This window comes from Amycolatopsis sp. NPDC051128 (assembly GCF_040682715.1).
Classification (GTDB): Bacteria; Actinomycetota; Actinomycetes; order Mycobacteriales; family Pseudonocardiaceae; genus Amycolatopsis.
In genome coordinates this window covers 213554-236378 of sequence record NZ_JBFBBN010000001.1, presented here as the reverse complement: position 1 = coordinate 236378, position 22825 = coordinate 213554, and the positions used below count along the sequence as shown (strand labels likewise).

Below are 22825 nucleotides of genomic sequence, written 5' to 3'. Positions count from 1 at the left end.
GCGGATTTCACCGGGCGCCACTCCTGCCGCGCGCGCCAGGTGGCGTGGACTACCTCGGGGTGTCCACGCCGGACGCGCGATGTTCCGCCGCCGCCGCGGCTCGGCTGGTAGCCAGGCGGAGCTGGCGACTGAGCCGACCTGGCGTATGGGCTACACGCGACCGGCGCGAGGCCTGCGCCGCGCGACGGCCGGTTGGTCGCGGGCTGTCGACGGAGCCCCCGTGTTCGACCCTGCTGCGGCACGCGCCCCGCCGGGGTCCGCAACGACGGCCACTCGAAGCTGCAGACTGCACGCCGGCGCGGGACCGCCGCTGCGACGGCCGCCGATGCGCGGGTCGCGGCCCGCACCCGCGCCGCGACCCCAACCCCACTGCCCACCGCGCCGGACGACAGAGCCAACGAGACGGACGACGGCTTCGACGCGGCGGACGACGACGTGGCGTGGCGATCGGGCAGCCGCGATCAACGTTCTCGCCGGCGGTCAGAGATCGGGCACCGCGGATAGGTCACCGCTGAAGACCAAGACACGCACGACATCGGCCAGACGCTGCTGAACCTGGCGCTGCAATTGACGCGCCAGCTCGCGTCGGCCGTCGCACTCGGCCGCGGCGAAGCGGTTCTTCCAGTCTCCGGATGCCCGGAGCACGCTGCGGATGCCGTCGTCGTCGATGTCGAATTGCAGCGACACTTGGCCGTGGCTCATCTGGGTCCCTCCCCGGTCCCGGGAGCCCGCCTCGCCGCGGACTCCCTCATCCAACTTGGCCTTGTCGAGGCCAGGGCGCACCCAGAACTCGGGGTCCTGGTCGCGGCGAACGAATCCGGGCCCGGGTTCCTGCCGCTGACGCTGTACCGCCCGCGGGCAGTGGGCTGGGCGTGGTCAGTCCTCGGCGAGCAGATGACGCAGAAACGCGAAGGTAGCCAGTCGCTTGAGCAGCGCGACCCGGCGCAGCCCACTGTGGCTGAGCGGGGTCCGGGACGCGCGCGCCGCGCTCGGTTTCACCCTTCAGCAGATTGCTGACGCGACCGGCATCGACCGCGTCACACCGGCCCTCGCTAGCCAGACCGTGCATGTCAAACGAGTCGTGCTCGCATCATACGTTCGATCACGGAGTCACCTCGGGGTTGTGGAGACATGATCGAAGAGCGCGCCGAACGATTCGAGGTGGTTGAGTACGCACACCACAGCGGACTCTATCGGAGCACCGGTTGACCGCTACCCGCCACCTTCCGGCGCTCCAAGTCCGACACCACGAGTCTTTGGTGGATCCCCGGATTCGTCGGGTCAGCCGCACCTCGACATTGGCGGACGTTCGGGTGCGGTAGCTGTGATCGTCCGTGGTGGATCTGTCGGCGGAATCTCAGTCGAGGTGTGGTCGGCCCGGTACGGCGGTGGTCTCGTCCTCAGTTCCGATGCGGTGCAGGACCGTTCCGGTGGCGATGTCCAGGATCTCTACCAGGTGGGCCGAGCGCTGCACCGCGACCCACGGCAAGCTCGTGGTGGAGCACGACCGGTCCGGCGCCGGCAACCGGCCGGGCCCGCCGTGCCGTTGAAGATGATGGCCTGCGGGGCGATGCGCCGATCTGGCAGCGCCAGAGGGACTGGCTCAACTGACGCGTCGCCGACCTGGGCTCGCTGACTCCACCTGGTTCATCGGCGTGTCAGTTGCCGTCCTCGTCGCCGCGGCGGCTGGTGGCGCATTTGGCCGGTTCGTCCCGCAGGCAGACCTTGCCGCCAGCGACTCGGAGCCCGGCGTCGTCGAAGGCGGTGGTCCAGTTGCCCGCGATCGCTTTCTGGGCGGTGGCGAGGGGGATCAGGCCGGTGCAGACGGCGCTGTGGAGTTTGTTTTCCACGGCGTCTTTCGGGTTGGGGATCTTGCCGGGTTCGACCCAGAGGTTGGCCGGGTCGCTGGGAGCGCCGCCGAGCTCCAGGCTCACGAGGTGGTCCAACTCGCCGTCGGTGGTGGTCGGTAGGCCGTAGGCGGTGTCGAGCTGTTTCTTGAGCTTGCCGGTCACCGATGTCGGTGGCCGGATCATGGAGGTCCAGCCGGACCTGCAGATCGTGTCGGCGATGCTGGCCTGGCTCACCGCCGGATTCGTCGTGCCGGGCGTGCACTTCGAGTCCGGGAGGGGCTGCCCGTTGTGGCTGCCCAGCTTGCAGGTTCCCGGTGCAGGTACTGGCGCGTCCGCCGTCGCGGCCCCCAGGCCGCTGGTTGCCGATGTGGTCGCCGAGGCAGAGCCAGCGCCGGGTGCGGCGTGGCCGAGGTTGCAGGCCGCGGTCGTCGCCAGCACCGCGGCCGCGAGCATCCCGGCGCCGGCGCGCCGGTAGAGCCGCGGCCAGGTTTTGATCATGAGGTGCTCACTGCGGCGCATTGGTGCTCCATGCCTCGTCCAAGCGGTGTTTAGTTCTCAGCGGACTATCGTCGCGCGGGAAAGTTACCGCTTCGCGCGGCTCATCATGAGGGCGGCCCGGGCGACGTCGCGCTCGACAGTGGCCGCGACGTTCCGCCCGGCCGGAACGGACTCATCGGGCCAGTCGTGGTCATCTTCCCCTAGCGCTGCACTCGCGTGACCCTGGGTGGGGCGGGGTGAGCGCGGTTCCCCTGCGGCCGCACCGTCTCCCGGCGAGACGATACCGTGCTATCGAACCCATGATCGGCTCGAAGTCGTGGTTCATGCCTGCCTCGGGGCCCGGTGACGACGCCACCGGCCTCCCTCGTCAGGCTGCGGGGATGTTCAGCCGATGCCGAGGACCGTCTTGGCGGTGGTCCAGTCGCTGAGCATCGCGTCCTGGGCGTCGGCGAGAGTGACCTGTCCGGCGCGTCCGACGCAGACTGCTCTCTTCACCGCGTTTTCGACCGAGTCCTTGCTGTAGGAGTTGGTTACGAGCGTCGAAGAGGACGCGAGCCGGTCAACAGTGTCTTGACCAAGCTGGTATCCGGACGTCGAGATCCGGCGGGTCGGGGGAGAAGCCGGCGACGAGGATGAAGTGCCCCTCACCCTCGTCGCCGACGGAATGACTGCGGTGATCTCTCCCCAGTGATCGACCGTCATCGTGGGCTACTTCCGGGCGGCGGCGACCTTCTTGCGCGGGCCGCGCTTGCGCGGAGTCTTCGCGGGCTGTTCGGCGTCGGTGATCTGGGCTTGTTCGTAGGCGGTGATGACCTCGGAGGAGAGGCGTCCTCGTTCGGATACCTCGTAGCCGTTGGCGTTGGCCCACGCCCGGATCTGCTGGTTGCGTTCCCGGTCGGATGCGGTCGATGCGGTGGATTGGCCGGTGGCGACGCGGACCTTGCGGCCGCCGGTGCGTCGGCCGGCGGCGATGTAGCGGGCGAGTTCGTCGCGCAGAGCGGCGGCGTTGTCGTCGGAGAGGTCGATTTCGTAGGTGACGCCGTCGAGGGCGAACGGGACGGTGTGGGCGGCGGGGGTGCCGTCGATGTCGTCGAGCATCTCGACGAGGACCTTCTGGGCCATTCCTGCTCCTTGAAGAACGCTGACACTGCTGATGCGGCACGGTTGTGACTGAGTACGCAAATCCGGTGTTCCACTGTGGAGTATAGACATACTTGCTGCTTCAACGAAGTTCATCCCCTCCCATCAGCTCGTATCAATCGAGTTCATCGAGCGCGTGGCTCGGGTGAATCTTGGATCCTGCGGGAAGAGACGCTCTTGTGAAGCCGGGAAGTGCGACCGGGAGTACCGAAATCTGCAAGTTGCACGCGCGGAGCTTGTGTTGGCCCGTCCTGAGCATCTGACGCTGGCTGCTTTGCCTTGTGCGGCTGGGTAGTCCGTCGCAGTCGATGGCCGACGCGCTCGGCGACGTGCGCCCGGATCTGGGTGAGCCGGTGGACGCCTGTCTGGATCTGATTCAGCACGGCGGTGGGGATTTGCCGCCATGCCAGCGGGTGGCAGGAGAATCGGTGATCGATTTTGGGTTGGTCTGTTCGGAGCAGCGGTGGAGTTTGCGGCTGAGCTGATCGGCGAATTCCTGCCGGTCGCGTGCGCCGTCGGCGCGTGTCGGACGGCGACGAAATCGACGCAGTGGGTGACGAACACACGTGTTTGGCGGATGAGCCAGTTTTTCCCCGTGGAGCCGGGCGACGAGGAAGGCGCGCTTACGGGTCTGCGGCACGGCGTACTGTTCGGCGGAGAGCTTGCCGGACTCGACGGTGTAGCCCTCCGCCGGAACCCCTCGGCCATTGCACTCCCAGACCGGCAGGACGGTGGAGACCTGCTCGAAGGCGAGCCACTCGTAGGGCCGGTCGTTGTCGAGCGCGGCGAGGACCCAGCGGACGCGGTCGAACTGGAGCAGGTCGTAGTAGCGGACGTCGTCTTCGAGGGTGAGGAGTCCGGCCGCTCGGCGGGTCGCGCACGCATGGGAGTCCCATTCGATTCCGAACGCTCGGATGCCGAGCGGCCGGGCCGCCACGTCCCATCCTCCGGGGCCGCCGAACACGTCCGTGGCGTTGGGGTGTTCCGGGTGAAAGTCAGTCATTTTCCGGAGGTCTACGAAGCGTTTCCGTGGCGCTCAGGGTTCGCCGTGCGACCCTCCAAGTCATGACCACTTCATCCGCTCTCGCGCTCGTGCCGGCGCTTATCGCGGCGATCATCGCCGTGTCGTGCCGTTGGTGTCGTTCAGGCTTGCGCTCCGTCAAGACCACGGTCGGTGGCTGCGGGAGCAGCGCGCGGAGCTGTACGTGGACCTTTTGACGGAGGCGTACGCCGAGCAACAGTGGATCGAGATGCACATGGCAGACGAGGAAGTTCGAGAGAGATTCGGAAGCCACTACACGGATCTCCGATTGCCGCCTTTGGAGCGTGCTCGATTGGGTGTTCGCGCCACGATGTACGGGAGTCGGACGGTCAACGCTCTGTTCAACCGCATCCCTGCCGAGGCTTTCTGGGGCAGGCCGCTTGGGTCGCCTCCAGACGACGGTGACCGGATTGCCATGCGCGTGCGGGTCGGAGCCATCGGTGACGCGCTACAGGACGCAATCAGGCGCGAGATGCGGACGGACGACCTCCTCCCGAACGCACAATCAACTCTTCTCGGGGCGCCTCACCCAGTCGACCGGGCGCCTCGCACGAAGCCCGCGCCGCCCCCGCCGCCAAGCTCGCCGGAGGATGTGTAGTCGTCGCCGAAGTCGGCTCAGGCCGTTACCTCAGCCAGGATCGCGCGGGCCAGGACCGGCGGGATCGCGTTGCCGATCTGCTGGAACGCCTTGGTCCGGACGCCCTGCCACGGGTGGTCCGCGGGGAAGGTCTGGAGGGCGGAGGCCTCCTCGACCGTGACGCGGACCGGCTCCGAGTCCACCCCGCCTTCGAGCGCCAGCGGAGCCAGAGCTGCGGGCCTTCTCGGTGATGGTGAAGCTCGGCTGGTCGGTGCCGCGGAGGTCGCGGGCGTTGGTACTCGGTGCCGTTGATCGTGATGGCCCGGCCGCCCGGGTCGACGACCCGGGGGAAGCCGACGAGGCCGGCGGGCCAGCCGAGCGTCTCGCCCATCGAGACCCAGGGCAGGAAAGCCGGGTCGCCGTCGGCCTGTATAACGCCCTTCACGACGGCGCGATGAGTCGGCTTCGGGGAGCGGCGGTGCTGGAGCGCTTCGCCACGAGGATCGCGCGGGTGCGGGTCTGGGGGACGCCGAACTCCTCGGCGGAGAGGAGTCCGGTGTCTGCGGAGTTGCCCTCGCGGCGGAGTACGTCGCTGACGGCTTCCCAGACCGGCCGTGCCTGTCCGCGAACTGAAACGCCAACGCGCGAAAAGTGCGTCGGCACATGCAGCGGAGAATCCGCTGCGGGGGCCGGTCGGTGAACCATGACACTTGACGTTGCCGGCCAGATCAGTGCGGCCACGCCGCAGGTGCCCGATGTTGACTCAGCTAGCCTGCGTCTCGGGCGTGGCAGCGGCTGTAGGTATTGAGGGGGGAATAGACGTGACGGCGGATGTGGAACCATGGGTTTTCGCCCGCGCAGAAGTCACTGATGACGACGCAGGCGAAGGGCGATGGCCTCGACCTCGCACCCAATGCACCGTTGACCTTGACCCCACTGGTGTTCTGCTGCAGCAGCGCCCACAGGCGCGCCCGCAACCGTGGCTGGCGGCCAGCGGACCGGGCACGCGCGGTGGTGGCTGGGATCCGTGGAAGTTCGACAGTCGCCGAGCCGGACGTATGCGCACCGAGGACCTGTGCCAGCTCTGCGGAACACCAAGGGCGGACATCGTCTACGTGCTGGCCCCGGTCGATCAGGTCACCACGATGGTGGAGATGTACGGCGGTGCCGTGTGCTCGCTGCGCTGCGGGCGGCTGACCGCCGCGGTCTGCCTTCACTACACGACTGCCGGCTCGCCGATCGCTATCTACGCCGTTCCCCGCCACGAACGGGTGGATCTGGTCGGCTGCGACCTGGACAATGACGACGAGTACGACGTCGCTGGTCTTGACCCCATCTGCGTGGTGACGACCGCCCACACCCCATGACCCACCGCGGGGAAGGTTGTCTGTCGCCGATGGGCTGGTCCTTCTCTGGACCTGGTCCCGCGCGCAGGTCAGACCACCGGACATCGCGGGCAACGATGACGGGGCTGCGGCGCGCAGATCGAGCAGCAGGCCACGACATCAAGGCGGCCTGCAACAACCTGGCTCGCCCGGGCGACGTAGGTGAACATGACCGACGACGTCACACCGCCGCCCTTGAGCCCAGGCGTTCCTGCTTCGCCGCCGCCTGCCGTGTCGGCTCACCGGCCGCGGTTGCGGGAGCTGTCGCCGAAGACGATGTGGCTGACCGGGGCCGTGATCGCGGTACTAACCACCTGCGCGGTGGTGGTGTTGTGGTGGCCGGCGACTGCCGGACTCAACGGTGCCGACCTGGTGTCCGCGCGGTTGGATGGGTTGAAGGTCGGGATGAGCGTAGCCGTCGGCAGCGGCGGCGTAGTCGCGCTGTACCTGGCCTGGCGTCGCCAGCACTCCGGCGGCTGGGGCTGCACCCGGGAGCACGATCCGCGCACGATCACCATCGAGTACAGCCGGGAATAGCCGATCGAGGGGGACGACGAGGTACCGGGTGACCGGATCCGCATCGACGACCGCGCCGCCGTCGTGGCCCCGGTGCCCGGTGGGAACCCGGAGTGCTCCGTCAAGGTCGTGCACCGCTCCTACACCCGGCCGCGCCGATGATGCGCGGTACTCCGCAGGACCGGGAGGAGGTCGCCGTGGTGACGGTCGAGGACACCGCGGCGGCCGGTGGGGACGCGTTGTGCGCGACCGCGCGATCGCTGGCGGAGGTCCTCGTCCGGCACCCGCCGTGAGCCGGGGACCGGTCCCCGGCGGTCCCGGCTAGAAAGGGAGAGCCGAGGCCGGGTTCGCGGGCCGTAGGAAGACTGTTCGGATCATCTTTGGGGAGATCATGTCTAGTAGGGTGTTTTGGCAACGCTTGGTGATGGTGCTTCTTGTGGTCGGACTGGCGATTCCGCCACTCGTCGCGGTTCCTGCCTCCGCGTCGGCATCCGCCGACATCGCGATTCTCGACCGGACCCTTTACCTGAGTCGGAATCCGCCGGCAGGGTCTTCGGCAGGAAATAGCCGCTCGATCTACTTGAATGCCGGAAATTACACTTGGTCGGCGCAGATGGAAGGTGAACAATACTTCGACGGAGTTAACAGGGGTATTTACCTGGCCGCCGGCACGTATACATGGACCGTTACCGTCACGAAGATCGGACAGAATTTCGGCGAGTACCGAATCGCGTCGTCTCTGAGGCTCGCCGGCTCGTCGGATCCCGCAAATATAAGTCAAGACACGACGATTCGAATCGCTCAGGATTACTACCTGTCGAGCATCCTGTACTGATCCGGTGTCGGCCGTCGCGCGTAACTCGTGCGCGACTAGGGCGTGTCCTGTAAGTGGTTGAGCTGGTCCTCTGGTAGTTGTGCTCGGTGGTTGGTCGCGGTGAGTTGACGGACAAAGCGTGGGCGGTGATCGAGCCGCTGCTCCCACCCCAGCAAGGCGGTGGCGAGATCACCGCCAAGTCATCAACGCCATTCTCTGGAAACTTCGCACCGGCGCTCCCCGGCGTGACCTGCCCGACCGCTACGGACCCTGGAAGACCGCGCACGAACGGTTGCGGCTGTGGACCAAAGACGGCACCTGGGACAAGATCCTCGACCGGGTGATCGTCAAAGACGACGCCGTCGGCGACCTCGAATGGATCATCTCCGTGGACTCCAGTGTGGTCCGAGCGCATCAGCACTCGGCTGGCGCCCGGAAAAAGGGGGATGCAGCGACGGAATTGAAGCCCTCGCCCTCGACGGCGAAGGACTCGGGCTGTCCCGCGGCGGGCTGAGTACCAAGATCCACCTGGCCGTCGACGGGCGAGGCCTGCCGATGCGGTTCCTGCTCACGCCGGGCCAGGCGGGAGACAACCCGCAGCTGCTGCCGCTGCTGGACGGCATCAGCGTCGCCCGGATCGGGCCAGGTCGTCCGCGGTGCCGGCCGGAGACGGTGATCGCGGACAAGGCTTATTCGCATCCCTCGACTCGCGAGGCTATGCGAGACCGGCGGATCACCTTCGTCAGCCCCGAACGGGACGACCAGATCGCCCACCGCAAGAGCAAGGGCCCCCGCGGCGGGCGACCACCGGTCTTCGATGCCGAGGTCTACAAGCAGCGCAACGTGGTCGAACGCTGCTTCAACCGCCTCAAACAGTTCCGTGACCTGGCCACCCGCTACGCCAAACGCGCCGCCTACTACCAGGCCGAACTCACCATCGCCGCCATCGTCCTCTGGCTCCGATGACTTACAGGACAGCTCCTAGTCGAGGGTATGCCGTACTTGTTGTCGCCGACGTTCCAGTTCGACGTCGAGCTGAACGAGTTCTTCCGCTCGCCTGAGATGGCTTAGCGCGCGCAGCTGACGCAGCAGGGCTATGCACGCGACGTCGCGGCGTTCCTGTCGTTCCTGTGGGCCTCGCGCGATCGCCGCGTCTGGCGCGACGCCACCGAGGCTGATCACCTGGCGTACCTGACCTGGCGACGCCACGACCCGGCCGGACCGCGGGTGTCCGACGCGACGTGGTGGTGGCCCAGCGGTAGCTGGGCGGTGGTTGAGCGCAGCGAGGACCAGCGCAGTTCCGAATCGGCGAAGCCGGTACGCCGGGTTAACCTCGATTCGGGTGATGAGGCCGCGCTGGTCGGTCCCGCATACGGCCACGCCGAGGATCCCGACGCTCTGGCCGTGCAACTCGATGACGATGTCGCCGATCGCCGCCGGCTGGCTCGGTGGCCGCGCCCGGACGATGAGCCCGGCCCGGTCGTCTGGTGGCGGATGGGAGATGCGGGGGTCCAGCTCGAGCCACGTCGCCCGGTCCGCGTGGGCTTCCAGGCAGGAGTTGCAGCTGGTGGTGTGCAGCCCGAGCGAGTGGTCGTAGCTGACGGTCTGCCCGCTCACCGCCAGGTGGTGCTTGCGGTTCAGGCACCTCGCGTGCGTACTTGCGGGTCGGACCGGAAGTCCGCTGTCGGTGCCGGGGCTGTGCCCACCGGCCTTCATCGTGGTCAACGGTCACGCTCGAACCGGGTCCACAAGCACAAGGTGCCGTGTAGCCGGTAGCGATGGCTGTAAGTGCGGGTCATGCCGTAGTGGGCCAGGTACTCCCCGCGTAGGCACTGCACAGGGCTGCCGGCAGCAGGGCGGACGGGTACCAGGTCACCGAATTCGCCGCGGGCGCCGGACCGCGGACCGCCGACTGTAGGGTCTCGCCGCCAAGGACATGTCGATCTTCTGTCACCTGCGGCTTCTCGGTTGTCTCACGGCGATATCACCATGATCAGTCTCAAACTCGTGGCGTTTCCTCGGCCGAGGCTATGCAGCCGGATTCCGGCGCGCTCCCCGGTGATCATGCCTCAACTCCTTCGTGCACAGAGCTACCGGACGGTTACGCGACGGGGATCGAAGACACGCGTCATCGTCAGGGCGGTTCGTCGGCGGCTCAGGAGCCGGCTCGCGAGCACGCCGAGGCGGTTCGCGCGGCCGTCGCCGACGATCGGGCCAGGTTGCGGCTCTCCAGGTGGTTCAGTGCGGTGGTGACTACGTTGTCGGGCGCGCGTAGTTTTCCGGCGGTCAGCACGGCCGCGTCCGGGAGTTTGACGGTGACAGTGAGTCAGGAGGCGAGACGTCCCTGCGGCGTTGCGGGCAAATTACGGAGGAATTCTTCGACGGTGCGTGTGTGGTGGTTTTTCAGCACGGCGTAGATGCTCAGCGCCTGGGTGGCGTGCTTCCGGCTCGTCGAGTGGTCGCCGAGTGCGCGGTGGATCCGGGCGATGCCGTAGTGTGCGCGCGCCTGTTCGAGGGGCAGGCTGATTGCACAGGCAATCCGGAGGGCTTGTCGGAACCGCTCGAGGCCGTGGTGTGGATCGGATTCTGCCGAGGCCATCTTGTTCAGGAGCTCGGCTTCGAGGCCGTGGTTCCCGAAGATGTGGGCCAGTTCCAGTGCGTGGGTATAGCTGTCGTGGGCTTCGTCGTGGTTGCCTTGTGCCCGGTACACGTCGCCGAGGCAGTTAAATGCGTAGCCGCTCAGTCCCGAGTAGTGCAGTTCCTCTGCGATGGTGATGCTGCGGCGAATGTGATCGATCGCCTCGTCGTAGCGGCCGAGTTTGCTGTAGCACTCACCGAGGTTGTTGAGCGCGATGCCATGGGTGGACCGGGCGTCGATGAGGCGGCTGGCAGCGAGAGCGCGGGTGAAGTGCTCGAATGCCGTGTCGTGGTCACCACGGTTGTCGTGGACGAATCCGAGGTTGGTGTTGGCAGCGTACTCCACGAGCGGATCCGCAGGGGAATGCTCGAGCGCGCGGCGAAGGTCGCTGAGCGCTTCGTCCGGTCTGCCGAGACGGATGAGGTTGAAGCCGCGATTGCACAGCGCGTGAGCGTGGTCGACGTGGTGGGTGGCCGTGGCGTCGCGGGCCGCGGTGTGCAGCGTCAAACCGTCCTGGTAGTGGCTGCCATAGTCGAGGTACCGGAACAGCGTCGGAGACAGGTGGATGACCACGTCCGCCCGGCCGTGGCCGGCAGCGTACACCGCGGCCGCGACGAGGTTCTCGCGTTCTGCGTCGAGCCAGGCGAAGGCGGCGTGGACGTCGGGCAACGGCACCGTTGGCCCGGCGGGATCCGGGATCGGTGGCCGCCGGTGACGCTCGTCCGGTGAAAACATGTCCGCGGCGACGGAAGCCACATAGCAGTAGTGACTGAACAGGCGGTCCAGAGCGTCCCGCCGGGCGGCCTGCGTGTCGTGGATGTGGGCGAGTCTGGTGGCGTAAAGGCGGGTGAGGTCGTGCATGCGGTAGCGGCCTGGCCGGTGCTGCTCGACCAGGCTGGCCATTTCGAGGCCGCGCACGGCGGTCCGGGCGGCGGTACAGGGCAGTCCGGTCAGCGCTGCAGCTGCCGTCAGTGCGATGTCCGGGCCGGGTGCGAGGCTGAGCAGCCGGAACGTCGTCGCGGCCTGCGCGTCGAGTACGCGGTAGGAGGCCGACAGAACTGCCCGGAGGTTCCACGGCAACTCACCGGTGTCGAGCGCGTCCAGCCGTTCGGCGGGGACGCGCAGTTCGGCGGAGAAGCCGGCGAGCGGGAAGGCCGGGCGGGTCGCGGCTTGGCTGGCGACGATGCCCAGGGCCAGGGGCAGGCCCGCGCAGTGGTCCAGCAGTTCCTGCGTGGCGTCCGGGTCGGCGTCGATCCGGGCCGCTCCGAGGTGCCGGACGAGGATCTCGCGGGCCTCCGAGGCGGCGAGGACGTCCAGCGGCAGTGGTTGCGCGCTGTGCGTGGCCAGCAGGGCGCTCAGCCGGTGCCGGCTGGTGATCAGCACCGTGCAGGATGATCCGCCGGGCAACAGCGGGGTGACCTGCGCGGTGTCGCGGGCGTTGTCCAGGACGATGAGCAGCCGCCGGTCGGCGACGAGGCTCCGGTACAGCGCGGCCGCCGCGTCCGGATCCGCGGGGATCGCGGCGGGCGGCAGGCCGAGGGCGGTCAGGAACCCGTGCAGGGCCGCCTCGGCCGGCACGCGGTCCGCTGCCGGGTCGAAGCCGCGGAGGTTCACGAACAGCTGCCCGTCCGGGAATTCGGCGAGGTGCTCATACGCCCACCACAGCGCCAGCCAGGTCTTTCCGACCCCACCGCCACCGGAGACCACCCACACCACCGCCGTGGATCCCGCTTGCCGGGGCACACCGAGCACGGAGAGTTCGCGGGCCCGGCCGACAAACGCGGTGGGGACAGCAGGCAGCTGCCGGGGCAAGACCCGAGGAGGCGCCGGCGGTGTTTCCCCGGGGGTGTCGAGGTCGGGCGCCGCGGACAGGATCCGCAGCTGCAACCGCTGCAGGGCAGCGCTGGGGTCGGTGCCGAGTTCGTCGGCCAGCCGCAGCCGGACCCGCTGGTAATGCGCCAGCGCTTCGGCCTGACGGCCGCTGCGGTAGAGCGCAAGCATCAGCTGTCCGGCCGCTCGTTCGTCCAGCGGATACTGGTCGGCCTGCGCGCCAAGAGTCGGGAGCAGAGCGGCGTGGTGCCCGAGACCCAGTGCGAGGTCGTGCCGATCCAGTTCGGCGATCCGGCGCAGCTGCCGCAACCGGTCCCGGAGAGCACACATCCAGGGCGTGTCCACGACCGCCACCGGCTCACCGGGCCACGCATCGAGAGCGGCGGTGAACAGTTCCAGGCGGCGATCGGCCTCGTCGCAGTCTCGTGCCAGGGTGACGGTGTGCTCGAACCAGTACAGGTCCACGGTCATCGGATCCGCGGTCAGCATGTACCCGCTGGGCTGCCTGCCGATGGTCACATCGTCGGCGGCCGCCAGGACGCCGCGCAGGCGTGACACGTACCCGTAGAGCGCCTCGCGGGGGTGACGGGGCAGGTGCTCGCCCCACACGCGTTCGGCGAGCTCGTCGACGGAAACCGGCCGGTTGAGGTCGGCGAGCAACGCCACCAGCACCGCCCGCTGCCGGGCGAACCCCACAGCCACCGGATGTCCGTCGACGAGCACCTCGATACCGGCCTGTAGCCGAAACTCCATCGTCATGGCGCCCCTCCGCGCACTCGTCGGATGGCTCGGTCCTGCGGCTTCAAGGTTTCTCACCAGACTCCCACACAGACCCGGGCGTGACCATCGGTGACTACGACGAGAGGGGAACCCCGATGATCGGGCTGCTGGACATCGAAGCCGCCTACCGGCTCGCCGCCGAACGCGCGGAAGCTGTCACAAGCGGCCTTCAGATACCCCGTGCCATAGTCGACGACCGGTCCGACAAAATCAGTCCAGGGCCACGCAGTCACGTGTCACCGGCGCCCACCACCGCCAGTACCCACATGCCCCGTGACCGGGCCTGCTCGCGCCCCGCCAATCGATCGTCGTCTACTGCCACGCACCGGGAATACACCATCTCCCTCACCCTTGCATAGAGGCAAACCTCCATCCCGGAAGTCACGCCTGCCATGTGTTCCCGTAGTGCACAGCAGAGCCACCATAGTGGGGCAGGCCGGTATTGGGGGTCTCAGGGGAGGAATGCCTTCCCTGGGCGGCCTGTGGTGGTGGTCGGCGGCGAACACCTGCGCCGACCACCACTTGACCCGGGCAGGCGCCGGGCAGTCAAAACAAGCAAGCCAGGCAACTCACTGGGAGATCACAAAAGGAGGTGTGACCCTCACGGTCAAAGGCATGAATCACCTCCCAGTGGTAGCGGAACAAGGTCGGGTGCACCGCATATCGCAATCACATCTCACGAAGATCTGGAGAATTAAATGAAGATGATCACGAAGTTCCGCGTGGGTGTCGCCGTAGTCGCGGCAATCCTCGGGTCGTTCGGAGTCGCCGACAACGCGCAGGCCGCGTCGACCCCAGGTGTCCTAACGGCCACGATCAATCTGGCAGCGCTTGCTCAGTCTGCTCCGGTCCCGATCTCGCAGGCCGTGGCCCGTCTGCAGAGCACGAAGGCGCTGCAGGCGAACGCCTCGGCCGCCGGCCCTTTGGATTGTCAAGCGGTGACGATCACCTCGGCGGCCAACGGCAAGTATGTGTCGGCGGAGTTCGGGTGGAGCGGTGACAACTACGGGATGCTCCGCGCACGGGCAACTGTCGAAGGCCCGTGGGAGGAATATGCCCTCTGCACGTACGGAAGCGGGTACGTGATCGCATCCCTGGCCAACGGTGACTACGTCTCCACCGAACTTGGCTGGACCGGCGACCGATACGGCATGCTGCGGGCTCGCGCCAGCAGCGTCGGCCCGTGGGAGCAGTACGCGATCGACTCGTACGGGTCAAATATCACGATCCGATCGCTGGCCAACGGTGACTACGTCTCCACCGAACTTGGCTGGAGCGGCGACCGATACGGCATGCTGCGGGCTCGCGCCAGCAGCGTCGGCCCGTGGGAGCAGTACTACTGAGCCGACTCCCGCTTTGCCGGTCCTGCCACCTGTCGAAGGGTGGCAGGACCGCACGGCCCCTGGAGCCAGTTCACAGTCACCGGGCAGGAACCCCGCTCAGCAGAACCGCAAGCGGCGAGGATCCCAGTCAAACGCCCTCTTCTGTCGCTGATCGGTAGTTCGGCATGTCGAACGGTCATCAAACGATACGGCAGTTGACCTGTACATGGCTGGGAACATTCGTGCGTAAGCCCGGTCATCGGGGTCGGTGGCCGGGCTGGGGCTCGGGTGAAGTGGAGCGTCGTGGTCAGGTCAGCGTGGTCGGATCGACCAGTTTGGCCTCCAAGTCGGCGACGCGGCGGTCTTGGAAGCGCAGGTTCGACCGGGCGGCCGTCAGGCGCTCCTCCAGGGTGCGGTTGTCGGCGGTGAGTTGGCGGACGCGTTGTTTGAGGGTGGTGTTCTCCGTGGTGATCCGCTGGATGGCCTCCTCGGTCCATTCGGCTTGCAGGTCGCGGATCTGGCCGAGCAGTTCGCCGATACGAGTGCGCTGGTTGAGGATCTCGGCGTTGGCAGTCTTGAGGGTGTCCTCGGCGTTGAGTGCCCGCTCCCGCCACGTGGCCTCGTGCTGGTCGTCCAGATCAGGCAGCGCCTGGCCGCGCCGCTGGTCGGCATCAGCGATGGCTGCCGCGACCGCGCTGCGGGCCTCGGGGTTTTCGTAGAGGAACGTCCGCGAGACACCGGCCCGACGGCTGATGGCGGCGACACTGACCGGAGTCTTTTCTCGGCAAAGCCGGGATATCGCGTCGTGGACGCGTCCGAGAGCGACCTGCGTGTTGCTGCGGCGTGCGGCCTGTGCGGCGGCCGTGCGAGGTTGGGCAGTCGTCGGGATGGTCACGGGGCTTCTCCGGAGTCCTCGGTGGTGGTGTCATCCTCGCCGTCGGCTGCGGCGGCGAGGTCGGTGGCACGGAAGGCCGTCGACCAGACCCGCTGGAAGTAGTCCTGGGGCTTGCGCAGGTCCAACGCGAGCGCTTGGTCGAGCAGGCCCAGCCCGGCCAGGGCCTTCTCCAGCCCGTCGATGGCTGTGGCCGTGGGCTCGAAGTAGGCGTGCAGATAGTCGGCGGTCGCGTCGTCCGGGGCTCCTTCCGCCAGCTGCCGCCACTGCTCACGCTTCCGACGCCAATAGAGAAGATCCGCGCCGGACAGGACGAACTTGTCACACGAATGGCAGTTGAGGTTCCAGGGGCAGGCACCACCGTCGACGACGGGGCGGAAGGTGCAGAATCCGCCCTCGGCCGGGGTGCTGCGCCGCGACAGGTCGATAGCCAGGGCCTGGGCCTGCTCGCGGGTGAGCGGAATAGCGGCCTCATCGGCGAGGAGTTCTCCGGGATTGGTGGTGCCGGGGCCGGCCACCCAGACCTGCTGCAGAACGTCTTCCAGATCAGACTGGGAGAGATGGATGTAGCGCTCCGCCATTTTCTCCGAGATATGGCCGAGGTAACGGCGGACGTGAGTCAGGGTGGCGCCGGCGCGCAGCAGGCCGGTGGCCAGGGAGTGGCGGGCCTGGTGAGGCACTTGGCGGCCGATGTCGAGGCCATCAATCCAGTCCTTGAAGCCCTTGTGGAACCACTTGTAGGACAACGCGACCCGGCAGTCGCGGTTGCGGAAGATCGTCGGAAACAGTGCCATCGCGGCGCGTTCCTCGGGGGTGGGCGGGCGGTTGTTCCGCTCCTGGAACACCGCGAGGGTCTTGCGCTGGCGGCCCTGCAGCATCTGGTAGGTCCGTTCGGGGATGCGGATCGCCGCGTCGTAGTTGCCGACCTTGGTTTGGTCGTGCCAGAGCATGGGCAGGCCGCCGTAGCGGCCCAGGCAGTCCAGGCGGAGTTGGAGGACCTCGCCGCAGCGGCGGCCGGTCACGATGATTGTCTCCCAGGCGTCCCGCAGGCCGCGGTCGAGCGGGTCGTGGTCCCGTGACAGGGCCTGCAGGTTGGCCTCGTCGGCCAGCGCACGAGCGACCTCGTCGGTGAACGGGGCACGCGCCCGCTGGACCACCCGGCCGGGGGCGGGCATCGCGGTGATGAAGCCCCGGTCCAGGCCGAGCCTGTTCGCCTCGCCGGACTCCAGAGCCCCGCGCAGGAGCCGCCGGGTGCGGGTGAAGACGGCCTGCCTGGTGTTGGCGGTGACGATCGACGGCCTGCCGTGAACGCCCCTGGCTCCCAGCGAGGTCAGCCCGTCGAGTTCGCGGTGGCGCTGGTCGGCGACGAACTTGTGCATGTGCTCGGCGGTGAGCATCCCGGGGTCGTGACCGCCGCTGGGGGCTGCGAGTTCCAGGAAGGCGCTCAGCTCCAGCCCGGCGCGCCGGGTGTGGTCGAAGGTGCTGCCGGAGCGCGGGCAGGACGGGGATCGCAGGACGTCGGCGAAGTCGTCCCAGACGAGGTCGCGCAGCCACCGCTGGGAGATGCCGGACAGGTCGATGCGGCTGGGACGGTTGTTGAGTTTGCGCCCGAAGTGCTCGGTCAAGATGTAGCTGGCCTCGCGGGTCTCTTCTGGCGTGACGTAGAGGGGGTGCAGGCCGCCGGTGATCGAGGAGGCGATGCGGGCTCCTTCCCGGCCGGCCGCTGTGCGCAGGCCGGGGTCATCGGGGTCCAGGTCGGTGATGGAGCGCAGGCCGCGGGCGCGGCTGTAGTCAGCGATGCGCTGGATCGGGGCCAGTTCCCACTTCCCGTGCTGGCGCCGGGTATGCCAGCACATGCCCCACTGGATCTCGGCCCTCAGCAGAGGGGGCAGGCCCCGGAGGTTGACCTGGTCGGGGCGTTGGACTGCTGCGGCCGTCGCGCACCACCGGCGGAAGGCCGGCTCGTCGGCGTACTCGACTGGGACGGCCCTGCCGGTACGCCCGTAGCGGTTTCCCCACTGGCTGGGCAGGGCGGCGCCTCCCGGACGGCCTTCCCGCTGGTAGCGGGCGTCGTGGCGCGAGCACAGGCCCAGCGGCGAGAACGCCTTTTCCGGGCAGACGTGGACGAGGCAGCACCCGTAGCCGGGGGACGGTTTCTGCCTGGCCAGCCACTGATCGAAGTCGGCGGCGTCGCCGTGCCTGGGGCGGTAGTTATACCAGCGGAACTGGTGGTGGTGACACAGCCGCAGCGTCAGGTGACAGGAGGGCCGGTTTGGGCAGATGCGGCACGGCTGCTCCTCCACTCCCTCGCCCGGTCCGAATGGCTGGGCTGCCTGTAGGAACGCGGCCCGTGTCCCGCCCGCGGCGCGGTGTTGGCGCCAGAGGTCCTGGTGGGCGCCGCAGAGGTCGCCGTGTCCCATCACGGTCCGCTCGCATCCGGCCAGGCAGTTCCACCGGTAGACCGGATGCCCGGCGGGGATTTTGACGATGTCCGGCCGGAACAGCGGGTCGAACGACGGGGCGCTGATCAGCGCGGTCAGGATTTCCAGCCGGTCCCGGCCCTCGCGGGCTTCCGGCTGAGGCAGCAAGGTGAGGGACACCGCCCCTCGCCCCAGACTGTGCGCAGGGCGGCGTCGAACGCGGGATCGTGCACGTCGACGTGGCCGTAGACCTCGTCGACCATCGCGGCTGAGGCCCATCCGCCGGCGTCTCGGGCGATCATCACGTTGCCGTCGGAGGCATCGAGAACCGCCGAGGTAAAGGAATGCCGGAAAGAATGGGGTTTGACGACGCCGAGGCCGGCGCGTTTCCCGGCACGGGCGAGCATCCGACGGGCGCCGACAGGTGCCAGCGGCTGCCCGGCGGCCGGGCCGTGCAGCTGGACCAGCAGCATCCCGTGCCCGGCTCCCGACGGGTACTCGCCCGTCATGTACTCGAAGTACGCGTGGATCATTGCCGGGCTGACCCGCTTGACCAGCCCGCCGGTCACCGTGCCGCCTTCAGTCCGCCACGGGTGCTTGGTCTTGGCGTCGGCCCCGTTCGGATTCCCGGGCCGGTGGCACACGTGCAGGTGCGGCCACCGGCACTCCCCGCAGGCCGCGTCCTGCCGAAGATGCAAGTCCACGAGGTGCAGGCCGCACAACTCGCCGATCCGCAGGCCCCCGTCGGCCAGCCAGGACACGATCAGTCGGTCCCTCGCCGAATTCACGGTGTCGGTCATTGACTTCCGTGCGCCGTCGGGGAGCATCTTCGGGTGCCGTCGGTACCGGCCCTTCGGCGCCAGGGGGTTCGCGGGCATCTCCGTCTTCACGTGCCCCAGCAGCACCCGCCGCCGGTCCGCCCGCGACGGCAGCCGGGTCTTGTCCAGCCGCTGGCCCAACTCAGTGTTGATCCCGAGCGAGGCTTGGTGGAGGTAGAAACCCTTCAGGCACGCTGCCGTCGTCGACAGCGCCGACCGGCCGTACGGGCGCTTGCCGGCCCGCCACGGTTCCCCAAGCGGCATCGGAACCTCCGCGCCGAGGATGCCCATGTAGCGCTCCAGATCGCGCAGCTCTACCGCGTAGAACGTCAGGCACTCACGCTCCAGCCACCGCAGGTGATCAACCAGCAGATAGGCGTAGGTCCGCTGCGTACCCGAGCCGTCGTGTACTCGCAGGAACCGGTCCGCTTCGGGATGCTCCGTTCCCTCGGGCCAGACGATCGTCCAGGACCGTCGTCCGTCCTTACGCTGGATCTGCTGGACCCGAAGGTTTCCGATCACTACCTGCCGTACCACTCGTCCTCCGTGCTCATGTCCGAACAGGACGAACGTCCCGAACCCGGTCGGTAAACAACCACGGAACGTCCCTGGATCCACGCAGGACGGACGGCACGTACGGGTCTATCTACGGTCGGTAAAGCCGGCTGGCAGAACCGCGCGCACGAGGGACTGGGGCGGTTCCTCAACAATCGCCACCGCGGATTCGTCGGTACCGAAACCGATATCCCGGACGAGGTGGCGGCCGCTTTCGCCGCTCACCTGTACGAGGCGTTGCTCAATCAGCGCCCCCTCGGCGAGGCCGTCGTCGTGGGGCGACAGCGCCTGTTCTCCGACTGGGCCAACCCGCTAGGTCTGCTGTACGTTCTCTACGGCGACCCCGCTCTCGCGGTGGCCGACTGACCTATCAGATGGCACCTGCGGTCTGGTGGCCTGGAAGACCTCCAACGATCCGGACTGAGACGCCAACCTTCAACCGCATCGACGAAGTCTTGGTCTCGCACGTCTGTCGTTTGCGTCCCGACGAACGTCCGCTCACCAGCGCAAGGCGGGCCGCCGGCCATCTCAGCCCGGGCCGTGTACGCAAGGGCCTGGCTCGGCCAGTCCGGGCCAAGTTATGCGCGTCGCGCGCGGGTCGGGTAGGCGAGAGAGGCGTGCTCTAGCAACGCCTGCGGCTGGGCATTGCGGTATCCGAAGCGTCGCCGCAACAGACCCATTAAGGGGCACCCATCCGGCGCGTTTCTCAAGCAGGTCACCGACGTCGCGGACGTCCCCGCCATGACGACGTTGGGCTGGTCTGCATGGAAGCGGACCAGTCCAACGTTGTCATGCTTGGAGAACTCGCCGGACTGGCGACTCAGCCACCCCAGTCCTTTTTGCGGGCACGGAGCAGTTGCCGCCGTTCGTGGCGGGACATGGGTGGTGGTAGGCGAGGCGAAGACGGCAGTGCCGGTCGGCTCAAGACTTCTTCTGCCTGTCGCACCAGCGGGTCCGACTGGCTGAGAGCGGGCCGCGCCACGTTGAGGAAGTCTCGCAGTTCCTGCCGCCCGGTGGTGACATCACCCTCGAGTAGATGAACGGTTGCCAGCTGGAACCTTGTGTTCAGCGTGTCGGGGTGGGTGTCGCCGTGCACTTGGCGTTGGATCGTGAGCACTTCGCTCAATTCCGCCTTGGCCGAGTTGAGATCGCCCAGGTCCACCAGGACCAGGGCGAGGTTATACCGGCTGTACAAGATACCGGGGTGTGTTGGGCCGAAGGTCGACAGTCCGATGTCGATGATCGCCTGGTAATGGTCTCTGGCCTCGGCGTTGCGTCCGAGCCGGCGCAAGGCGACGGCGAGGCCGTGTCGCGCGGACAGGGTCGGTTCGGACTTCTCACCCCACTTGCGCTTGGTGATCCGCAGGATGGCTCGGAACTCGCGGACGGCCGCGGTGGAGTCGTTCCGCTCTGCCAACATGGTGGCGTATCCGTGCCAGGTCGTCATCGTGTGATGGTGCTCGTCGCCGAGTGCCTCCCGATGTGCTTCGAGTGACTCTCGGTATGCCGTCTCAGCCTCGGCAAGCCGATGTTGGAAGTGCAGGGAGCGGGCGAGCCCATCCCTGCACGCCAACGTGGCCTCGTGCTCCGGGCCCAATTCCCGTAGCGCGGTCTCCATCGTCTCCCGGTATACCTGCTCGGCTCTGGACCAGTCGCCCCGATTACCGAACAGCCCGGCCAGGGTGTGCCGGGAGCGCAGTGTGTCGGGGTCCTGGTGGCCGAGTGTGCGGCGCTGGAGATCGAGCAGCTTCAGCAATTCCCGCTCGGCCTCGTTCTGTAGCCCTTGATCGCGGTGCACCAGCGTCAGGTCCATCCTGGTCGCGAGGGTGGCCCGGTCGTGCTCACCCAGGGTCTCTCGCTGGATGTCGATGATCGCGCCGTAATCGGCCGCCGCCTGGTCCAAATCCTGGATGGCACGGCGGAAGGTGACTGCCCGCTGGCCGGCGCTGATCGTGCGTTCCGCCGCTTCCGGTGGGAGTTGGTCGAGGTGGGCGCGGCACAACTCCAATGCCGCTTCGACGTGCGAGGCAAGCGCGTGCCAGCTGGGCCAGTTGTCCGAGTTGTAGGAGAGTCCGGCAGTGGCAGCGTCGACCAACGTGGCCAGGGCGGCGACGTGCTGGCCGAGGTCCGGCTCGGCTTCGGCGTGATGGCGGTTGGTCTCCCGGATCAGGCGGTGCACTGTGAGTGTCTGATTGATGCGATCGACGAGGCCGAGGTCGAGCAACACTCGGAGTATCTGGCGCAGCCGGTCCGGGGTGGTCGTTGCCCACGTCGGCACGGTGGCCAGCAGCGTCGGGTCGAGCATGGCGAGCGGAATGGGCGCCGGGCCGAAGCAGGACAGCAATCGCAGCAGTGGGCGGGCGAGGGTGTGGCCGCGGCGGGCCAGCAGGTCAAGGGACAGCTCCCAGGTGCGGGTGATGAGTTCTCGCTCGTCGCGTTCCTCCTCGTGGTCGCCCGGCGGCGCGTCCAGCAGATCCAGTCGTTCATCCAGAGCTGCCAGGTAGTCGGCGAAGGTCCGGGGCACGGCGGCGCCGGGGAGGAGGAGAGCATCGCTGCTCGCGGCCAGGTAGTTGCCGGCCAGCCGCAACGCCAGTGGGAGGCCGCCGAGCCGTTCGCCAAGCCGCTCGGCGTCCTGTTCGCTGCCGGCGTCCGAGCCGGCCAGGTCAAGCAGCACCCGCCCAGCGTCTGGGATTTCGAGACCGGTCAACCGACGTAGGTCGCTGCCACGGGGCCAACCCAGGGGATTGCCCTGCCTGCTCGTGACAACCACCAGCCCGTGTCCCGATCTGGGTGGCCGTAGCCAACCAGTGCCAGTAGCCACCCGACCCGCACCGGACAACGCTTTGATGTCATCAGCGTTGTCCACCACCAGCACCCACCGGTCATCGAGTGCGTCGAGCGTGCGCCACAACAAGTCAGGTGCGCTGTCCCGCCCCGCCCACGCCATTTCCACCGCGACAGGGTCCGCGCCGGCCTGAATGGCTACCGCGCGGAGACTCTCGGCGAGGATCTGCGCGTCGTGGGCCGATATCCACCACACCCGTGCGTGCCGATCAGCGGCGCGCCGGGCCAGCCACAGTGCAAGGGCACTCTTGCCGTATCCCCCGGCGCCGTGTAACACGACCATCTGGCTGGGCGGGTCGTCCAGTAGGTCCTTGAGATCGTCCGAGACCGCGTCGCGGCCACGAAGGTGCTCGGGCAGTAGTGCCCATGGCGGCGTCACCGACACCAGGGCGGACTCCTGACGCTGCGTCAGGTACAGGCTGTTATTGATGACGGTGACGTCGCCGACGCGGGGACCGTGCCCGTCCGAGGTCGGCAGGAAGCCGTTGCTCGGTACTGAACCGGCGGGGCGCTCGCTCCCGGCTAGCCCCGGCGTACCGGCAGCGGCCTCCAGGTCCCGTTCCAGGTCAGTGTAGCGCCCTCGCCACGCTTGGTGATCAGCGAGATCGGGCGGCAGGCTGCGCGTATCCGCCGCCTGGTAACAGAGATCTACTATCGCCTGCACCCGTTCCCATGGCGGAAGGCGCCGGATCTTTCCGGTGAGGATGCCCGACATCTGCTGGTCGCTCAGGTGGAGTTTGCGAGCCAGAGCTTTCTGCGGGAGCCCGGACGCTTCCTGCAGCCGCTTCAACCTCGCGCAGAAACGGAGGAGCGGCTCCGGTGCGGACTTCGCGGACGACCCCACTGCCGATCTCCCTCTTGGCGCGCTGCGGAGTATGGTGCGCTACGGCACGACAGACCGCTC

General features: G+C 67.9%; 18 protein-coding genes and 1 pseudogene. 7 read left to right on the top strand and 12 right to left on the bottom strand.

Annotation, left to right across the window (positions count from 1 at the left end):
* Positions 1–480: 480 nt before the first annotated feature.
* From AB0M82_RS01060 to AB0M82_RS01040, 5 genes are all read right to left on the bottom strand, one after another.
* The gene (locus tag AB0M82_RS01060) at positions 481–702 is read right to left on the bottom strand and encodes a hypothetical protein (protein WP_364716279.1); all 222 of its coding nucleotides are present in this window, start codon (positions 700–702) and stop codon (positions 481–483) included.
* A 956-nt stretch (positions 703–1658) separates the two neighbouring features.
* Entirely contained in the window at positions 1659–2369 is a 711-nt protein-coding gene (locus tag AB0M82_RS01055; protein WP_364716277.1) for a hypothetical protein, read from the bottom strand.
* Between the two features lie 363 nt (positions 2370–2732).
* Complete coding sequence (locus tag AB0M82_RS01050) at positions 2733–3050, bottom strand: hypothetical protein (RefSeq protein ID WP_364716274.1); 318 nt, start codon at positions 3048–3050, stop codon at positions 2733–2735.
* A 6-nt stretch (positions 3051–3056) separates the two neighbouring features.
* Positions 3057–3470: an Lsr2 family protein gene (locus tag AB0M82_RS01045; RefSeq protein ID WP_364716272.1), complete on the bottom strand. Its 414-nt coding sequence runs from the start codon at positions 3468–3470 to the stop codon at positions 3057–3059.
* 394 nt (positions 3471–3864) lie between these two features.
* Entirely contained in the window at positions 3865–4491 is a 627-nt protein-coding gene (locus AB0M82_RS01040; RefSeq protein ID WP_364716271.1) for a hypothetical protein, read from the bottom strand.
* 133 nt (positions 4492–4624) lie between these two features.
* Between AB0M82_RS01040 and AB0M82_RS01035 the strand changes: the two genes are divergently transcribed.
* Positions 4625–5128 carry a hypothetical protein gene (locus AB0M82_RS01035; protein WP_364716269.1) on the top strand — a complete coding sequence of 168 codons (504 nt, stop codon included), beginning with the start codon at positions 4625–4627 and terminating at the stop codon, positions 5126–5128.
* Positions 5129–5145: 17 nt separating this feature from the next.
* On the opposite strand, the gene AB0M82_RS01030 is transcribed toward AB0M82_RS01035, so the two are convergent.
* Positions 5146–5772, bottom strand: a complete 627-nt coding sequence (locus AB0M82_RS01030) for a DNA cytosine methyltransferase (RefSeq protein WP_364716706.1) — start codon at positions 5770–5772, stop codon at positions 5146–5148.
* Positions 5773–6165: 393 nt separating this feature from the next.
* Between AB0M82_RS01030 and AB0M82_RS01025 the strand changes: the two genes are divergently transcribed.
* The 4 genes and pseudogenes from AB0M82_RS01025 (at position 6166) to AB0M82_RS01010 (ending at position 8788) form a co-directional block, all read left to right on the top strand.
* Complete coding sequence (locus AB0M82_RS01025; RefSeq protein WP_364716267.1) at positions 6166–6474, top strand: hypothetical protein; 309 nt, start codon at positions 6166–6168, stop codon at positions 6472–6474.
* Positions 6475–6660: 186 nt separating this feature from the next.
* Positions 6661–7029: a hypothetical protein gene (locus tag AB0M82_RS01020; protein ID WP_364716265.1), complete on the top strand. Its 369-nt coding sequence runs from the start codon at positions 6661–6663 to the stop codon at positions 7027–7029.
* A gap of 415 nt (positions 7030–7444) precedes the next feature.
* Positions 7445–7843 carry a hypothetical protein gene (locus AB0M82_RS01015; protein WP_364716264.1) on the top strand — a complete coding sequence of 133 codons (399 nt, stop codon included), beginning with the start codon at positions 7445–7447 and terminating at the stop codon, positions 7841–7843.
* 86 nt (positions 7844–7929) lie between these two features.
* Positions 7930–8788, top strand: a pseudogene (locus tag AB0M82_RS01010) (IS5 family transposase).
* 15 nt (positions 8789–8803) lie between these two features.
* Here the strand turns inward: AB0M82_RS01010 and AB0M82_RS01005 are convergent.
* A complete protein-coding gene (locus AB0M82_RS01005; RefSeq protein WP_364716262.1) occupies positions 8804–9439 on the bottom strand; it encodes a hypothetical protein in 636 nt (211 codons plus the stop codon).
* A gap of 709 nt (positions 9440–10148) precedes the next feature.
* The gene (locus AB0M82_RS01000) at positions 10149–13049 is read right to left on the bottom strand and encodes a BTAD domain-containing putative transcriptional regulator (protein WP_364716259.1); all 2901 of its coding nucleotides are present in this window, start codon (positions 13047–13049) and stop codon (positions 10149–10151) included.
* A gap of 719 nt (positions 13050–13768) precedes the next feature.
* Between AB0M82_RS01000 and AB0M82_RS00995 the strand changes: the two genes are divergently transcribed.
* Positions 13769–14413 (top strand): hypothetical protein, encoded by a 645-nt coding sequence (locus tag AB0M82_RS00995; RefSeq protein WP_364716257.1) that lies wholly within the window; start codon positions 13769–13771, stop codon positions 14411–14413.
* A 286-nt stretch (positions 14414–14699) separates the two neighbouring features.
* Here the strand turns inward: AB0M82_RS00995 and AB0M82_RS00990 are convergent, their stop codons facing one another.
* The 3 genes from AB0M82_RS00990 to AB0M82_RS00980 are packed head-to-tail and all read right to left on the bottom strand — an operon-like array spanning position 14700 to position 19140.
* Positions 14700–15287 carry a DUF6262 family protein gene (locus tag AB0M82_RS00990; protein WP_364716255.1) on the bottom strand — a complete coding sequence of 196 codons (588 nt, stop codon included), beginning with the start codon at positions 15285–15287 and terminating at the stop codon, positions 14700–14702.
* Positions 15284–17884, bottom strand: a complete 2601-nt coding sequence (locus AB0M82_RS00985; protein WP_364716253.1) for a tyrosine-type recombinase/integrase — start codon at positions 17882–17884, stop codon at positions 15284–15286. The genes AB0M82_RS00990 and AB0M82_RS00985 overlap by 4 nt, the downstream gene beginning before the upstream one ends.
* Positions 17821–19140, bottom strand: a complete 1320-nt coding sequence (locus tag AB0M82_RS00980; RefSeq protein WP_364716251.1) for a tyrosine-type recombinase/integrase — start codon at positions 19138–19140, stop codon at positions 17821–17823. Before AB0M82_RS00980 ends, AB0M82_RS00985 begins: the two co-directional genes overlap by 64 nt.
* A gap of 138 nt (positions 19141–19278) precedes the next feature.
* On the opposite strand from AB0M82_RS00980, the gene AB0M82_RS00975 reads away from it, so the two are divergent.
* A complete protein-coding gene (locus AB0M82_RS00975) occupies positions 19279–19443 on the top strand; it encodes a hypothetical protein (protein WP_364716249.1) in 165 nt (54 codons plus the stop codon).
* Between the two features lie 454 nt (positions 19444–19897).
* Here AB0M82_RS00975 and AB0M82_RS00970 read toward each other — a convergent pair whose 3' ends face one another.
* Positions 19898–22765 carry a tetratricopeptide repeat protein gene (locus AB0M82_RS00970; RefSeq protein WP_364716247.1) on the bottom strand — a complete coding sequence of 956 codons (2868 nt, stop codon included), beginning with the start codon at positions 22763–22765 and terminating at the stop codon, positions 19898–19900.
* Positions 22766–22825 lie beyond the last annotated feature (60 nt).

What these genes read in the sequence shown, in the direction of transcription:
- AB0M82_RS01060 (WP_364716279.1), bottom strand. Translation starts at nt 702, where the DNA reads ATGAGCCACGGCCAAGTGTCGCTGCAATTCGACATCGACGACGACGGC.
- AB0M82_RS01055 (WP_364716277.1), bottom strand. Translation starts at nt 2,369, where the DNA reads ATGCGCCGCAGTGAGCACCTCATGATCAAAACCTGGCCGCGGCTCTAC.
- AB0M82_RS01050 (WP_364716274.1), bottom strand. Translation starts at nt 3,050, where the DNA reads ATGACGGTCGATCACTGGGGAGAGATCACCGCAGTCATTCCGTCGGCG.
- AB0M82_RS01045 (WP_364716272.1), bottom strand. Translation starts at nt 3,470, where the DNA reads ATGGCCCAGAAGGTCCTCGTCGAGATGCTCGACGACATCGACGGCACC.
- AB0M82_RS01040 (WP_364716271.1), bottom strand. Translation starts at nt 4,491, where the DNA reads ATGACTGACTTTCACCCGGAACACCCCAACGCCACGGACGTGTTCGGC.
- AB0M82_RS01030 (WP_364716706.1), bottom strand. Translation starts at nt 5,772, where the DNA reads ATGTGCCGACGCACTTTTCGCGCGTTGGCGTTTCAGTTCGCGGACAGG.
- AB0M82_RS01025 (WP_364716267.1), top strand. Translation starts at nt 6,166, where the DNA reads ATGCGCACCGAGGACCTGTGCCAGCTCTGCGGAACACCAAGGGCGGAC.
- AB0M82_RS01020 (WP_364716265.1), top strand. Translation starts at nt 6,661, where the DNA reads ATGACCGACGACGTCACACCGCCGCCCTTGAGCCCAGGCGTTCCTGCT.
- AB0M82_RS01000 (WP_364716259.1), bottom strand. Translation starts at nt 13,049, where the DNA reads ATGACGATGGAGTTTCGGCTACAGGCCGGTATCGAGGTGCTCGTCGAC.
- AB0M82_RS00995 (WP_364716257.1), top strand. Translation starts at nt 13,769, where the DNA reads ATGAAGATGATCACGAAGTTCCGCGTGGGTGTCGCCGTAGTCGCGGCA.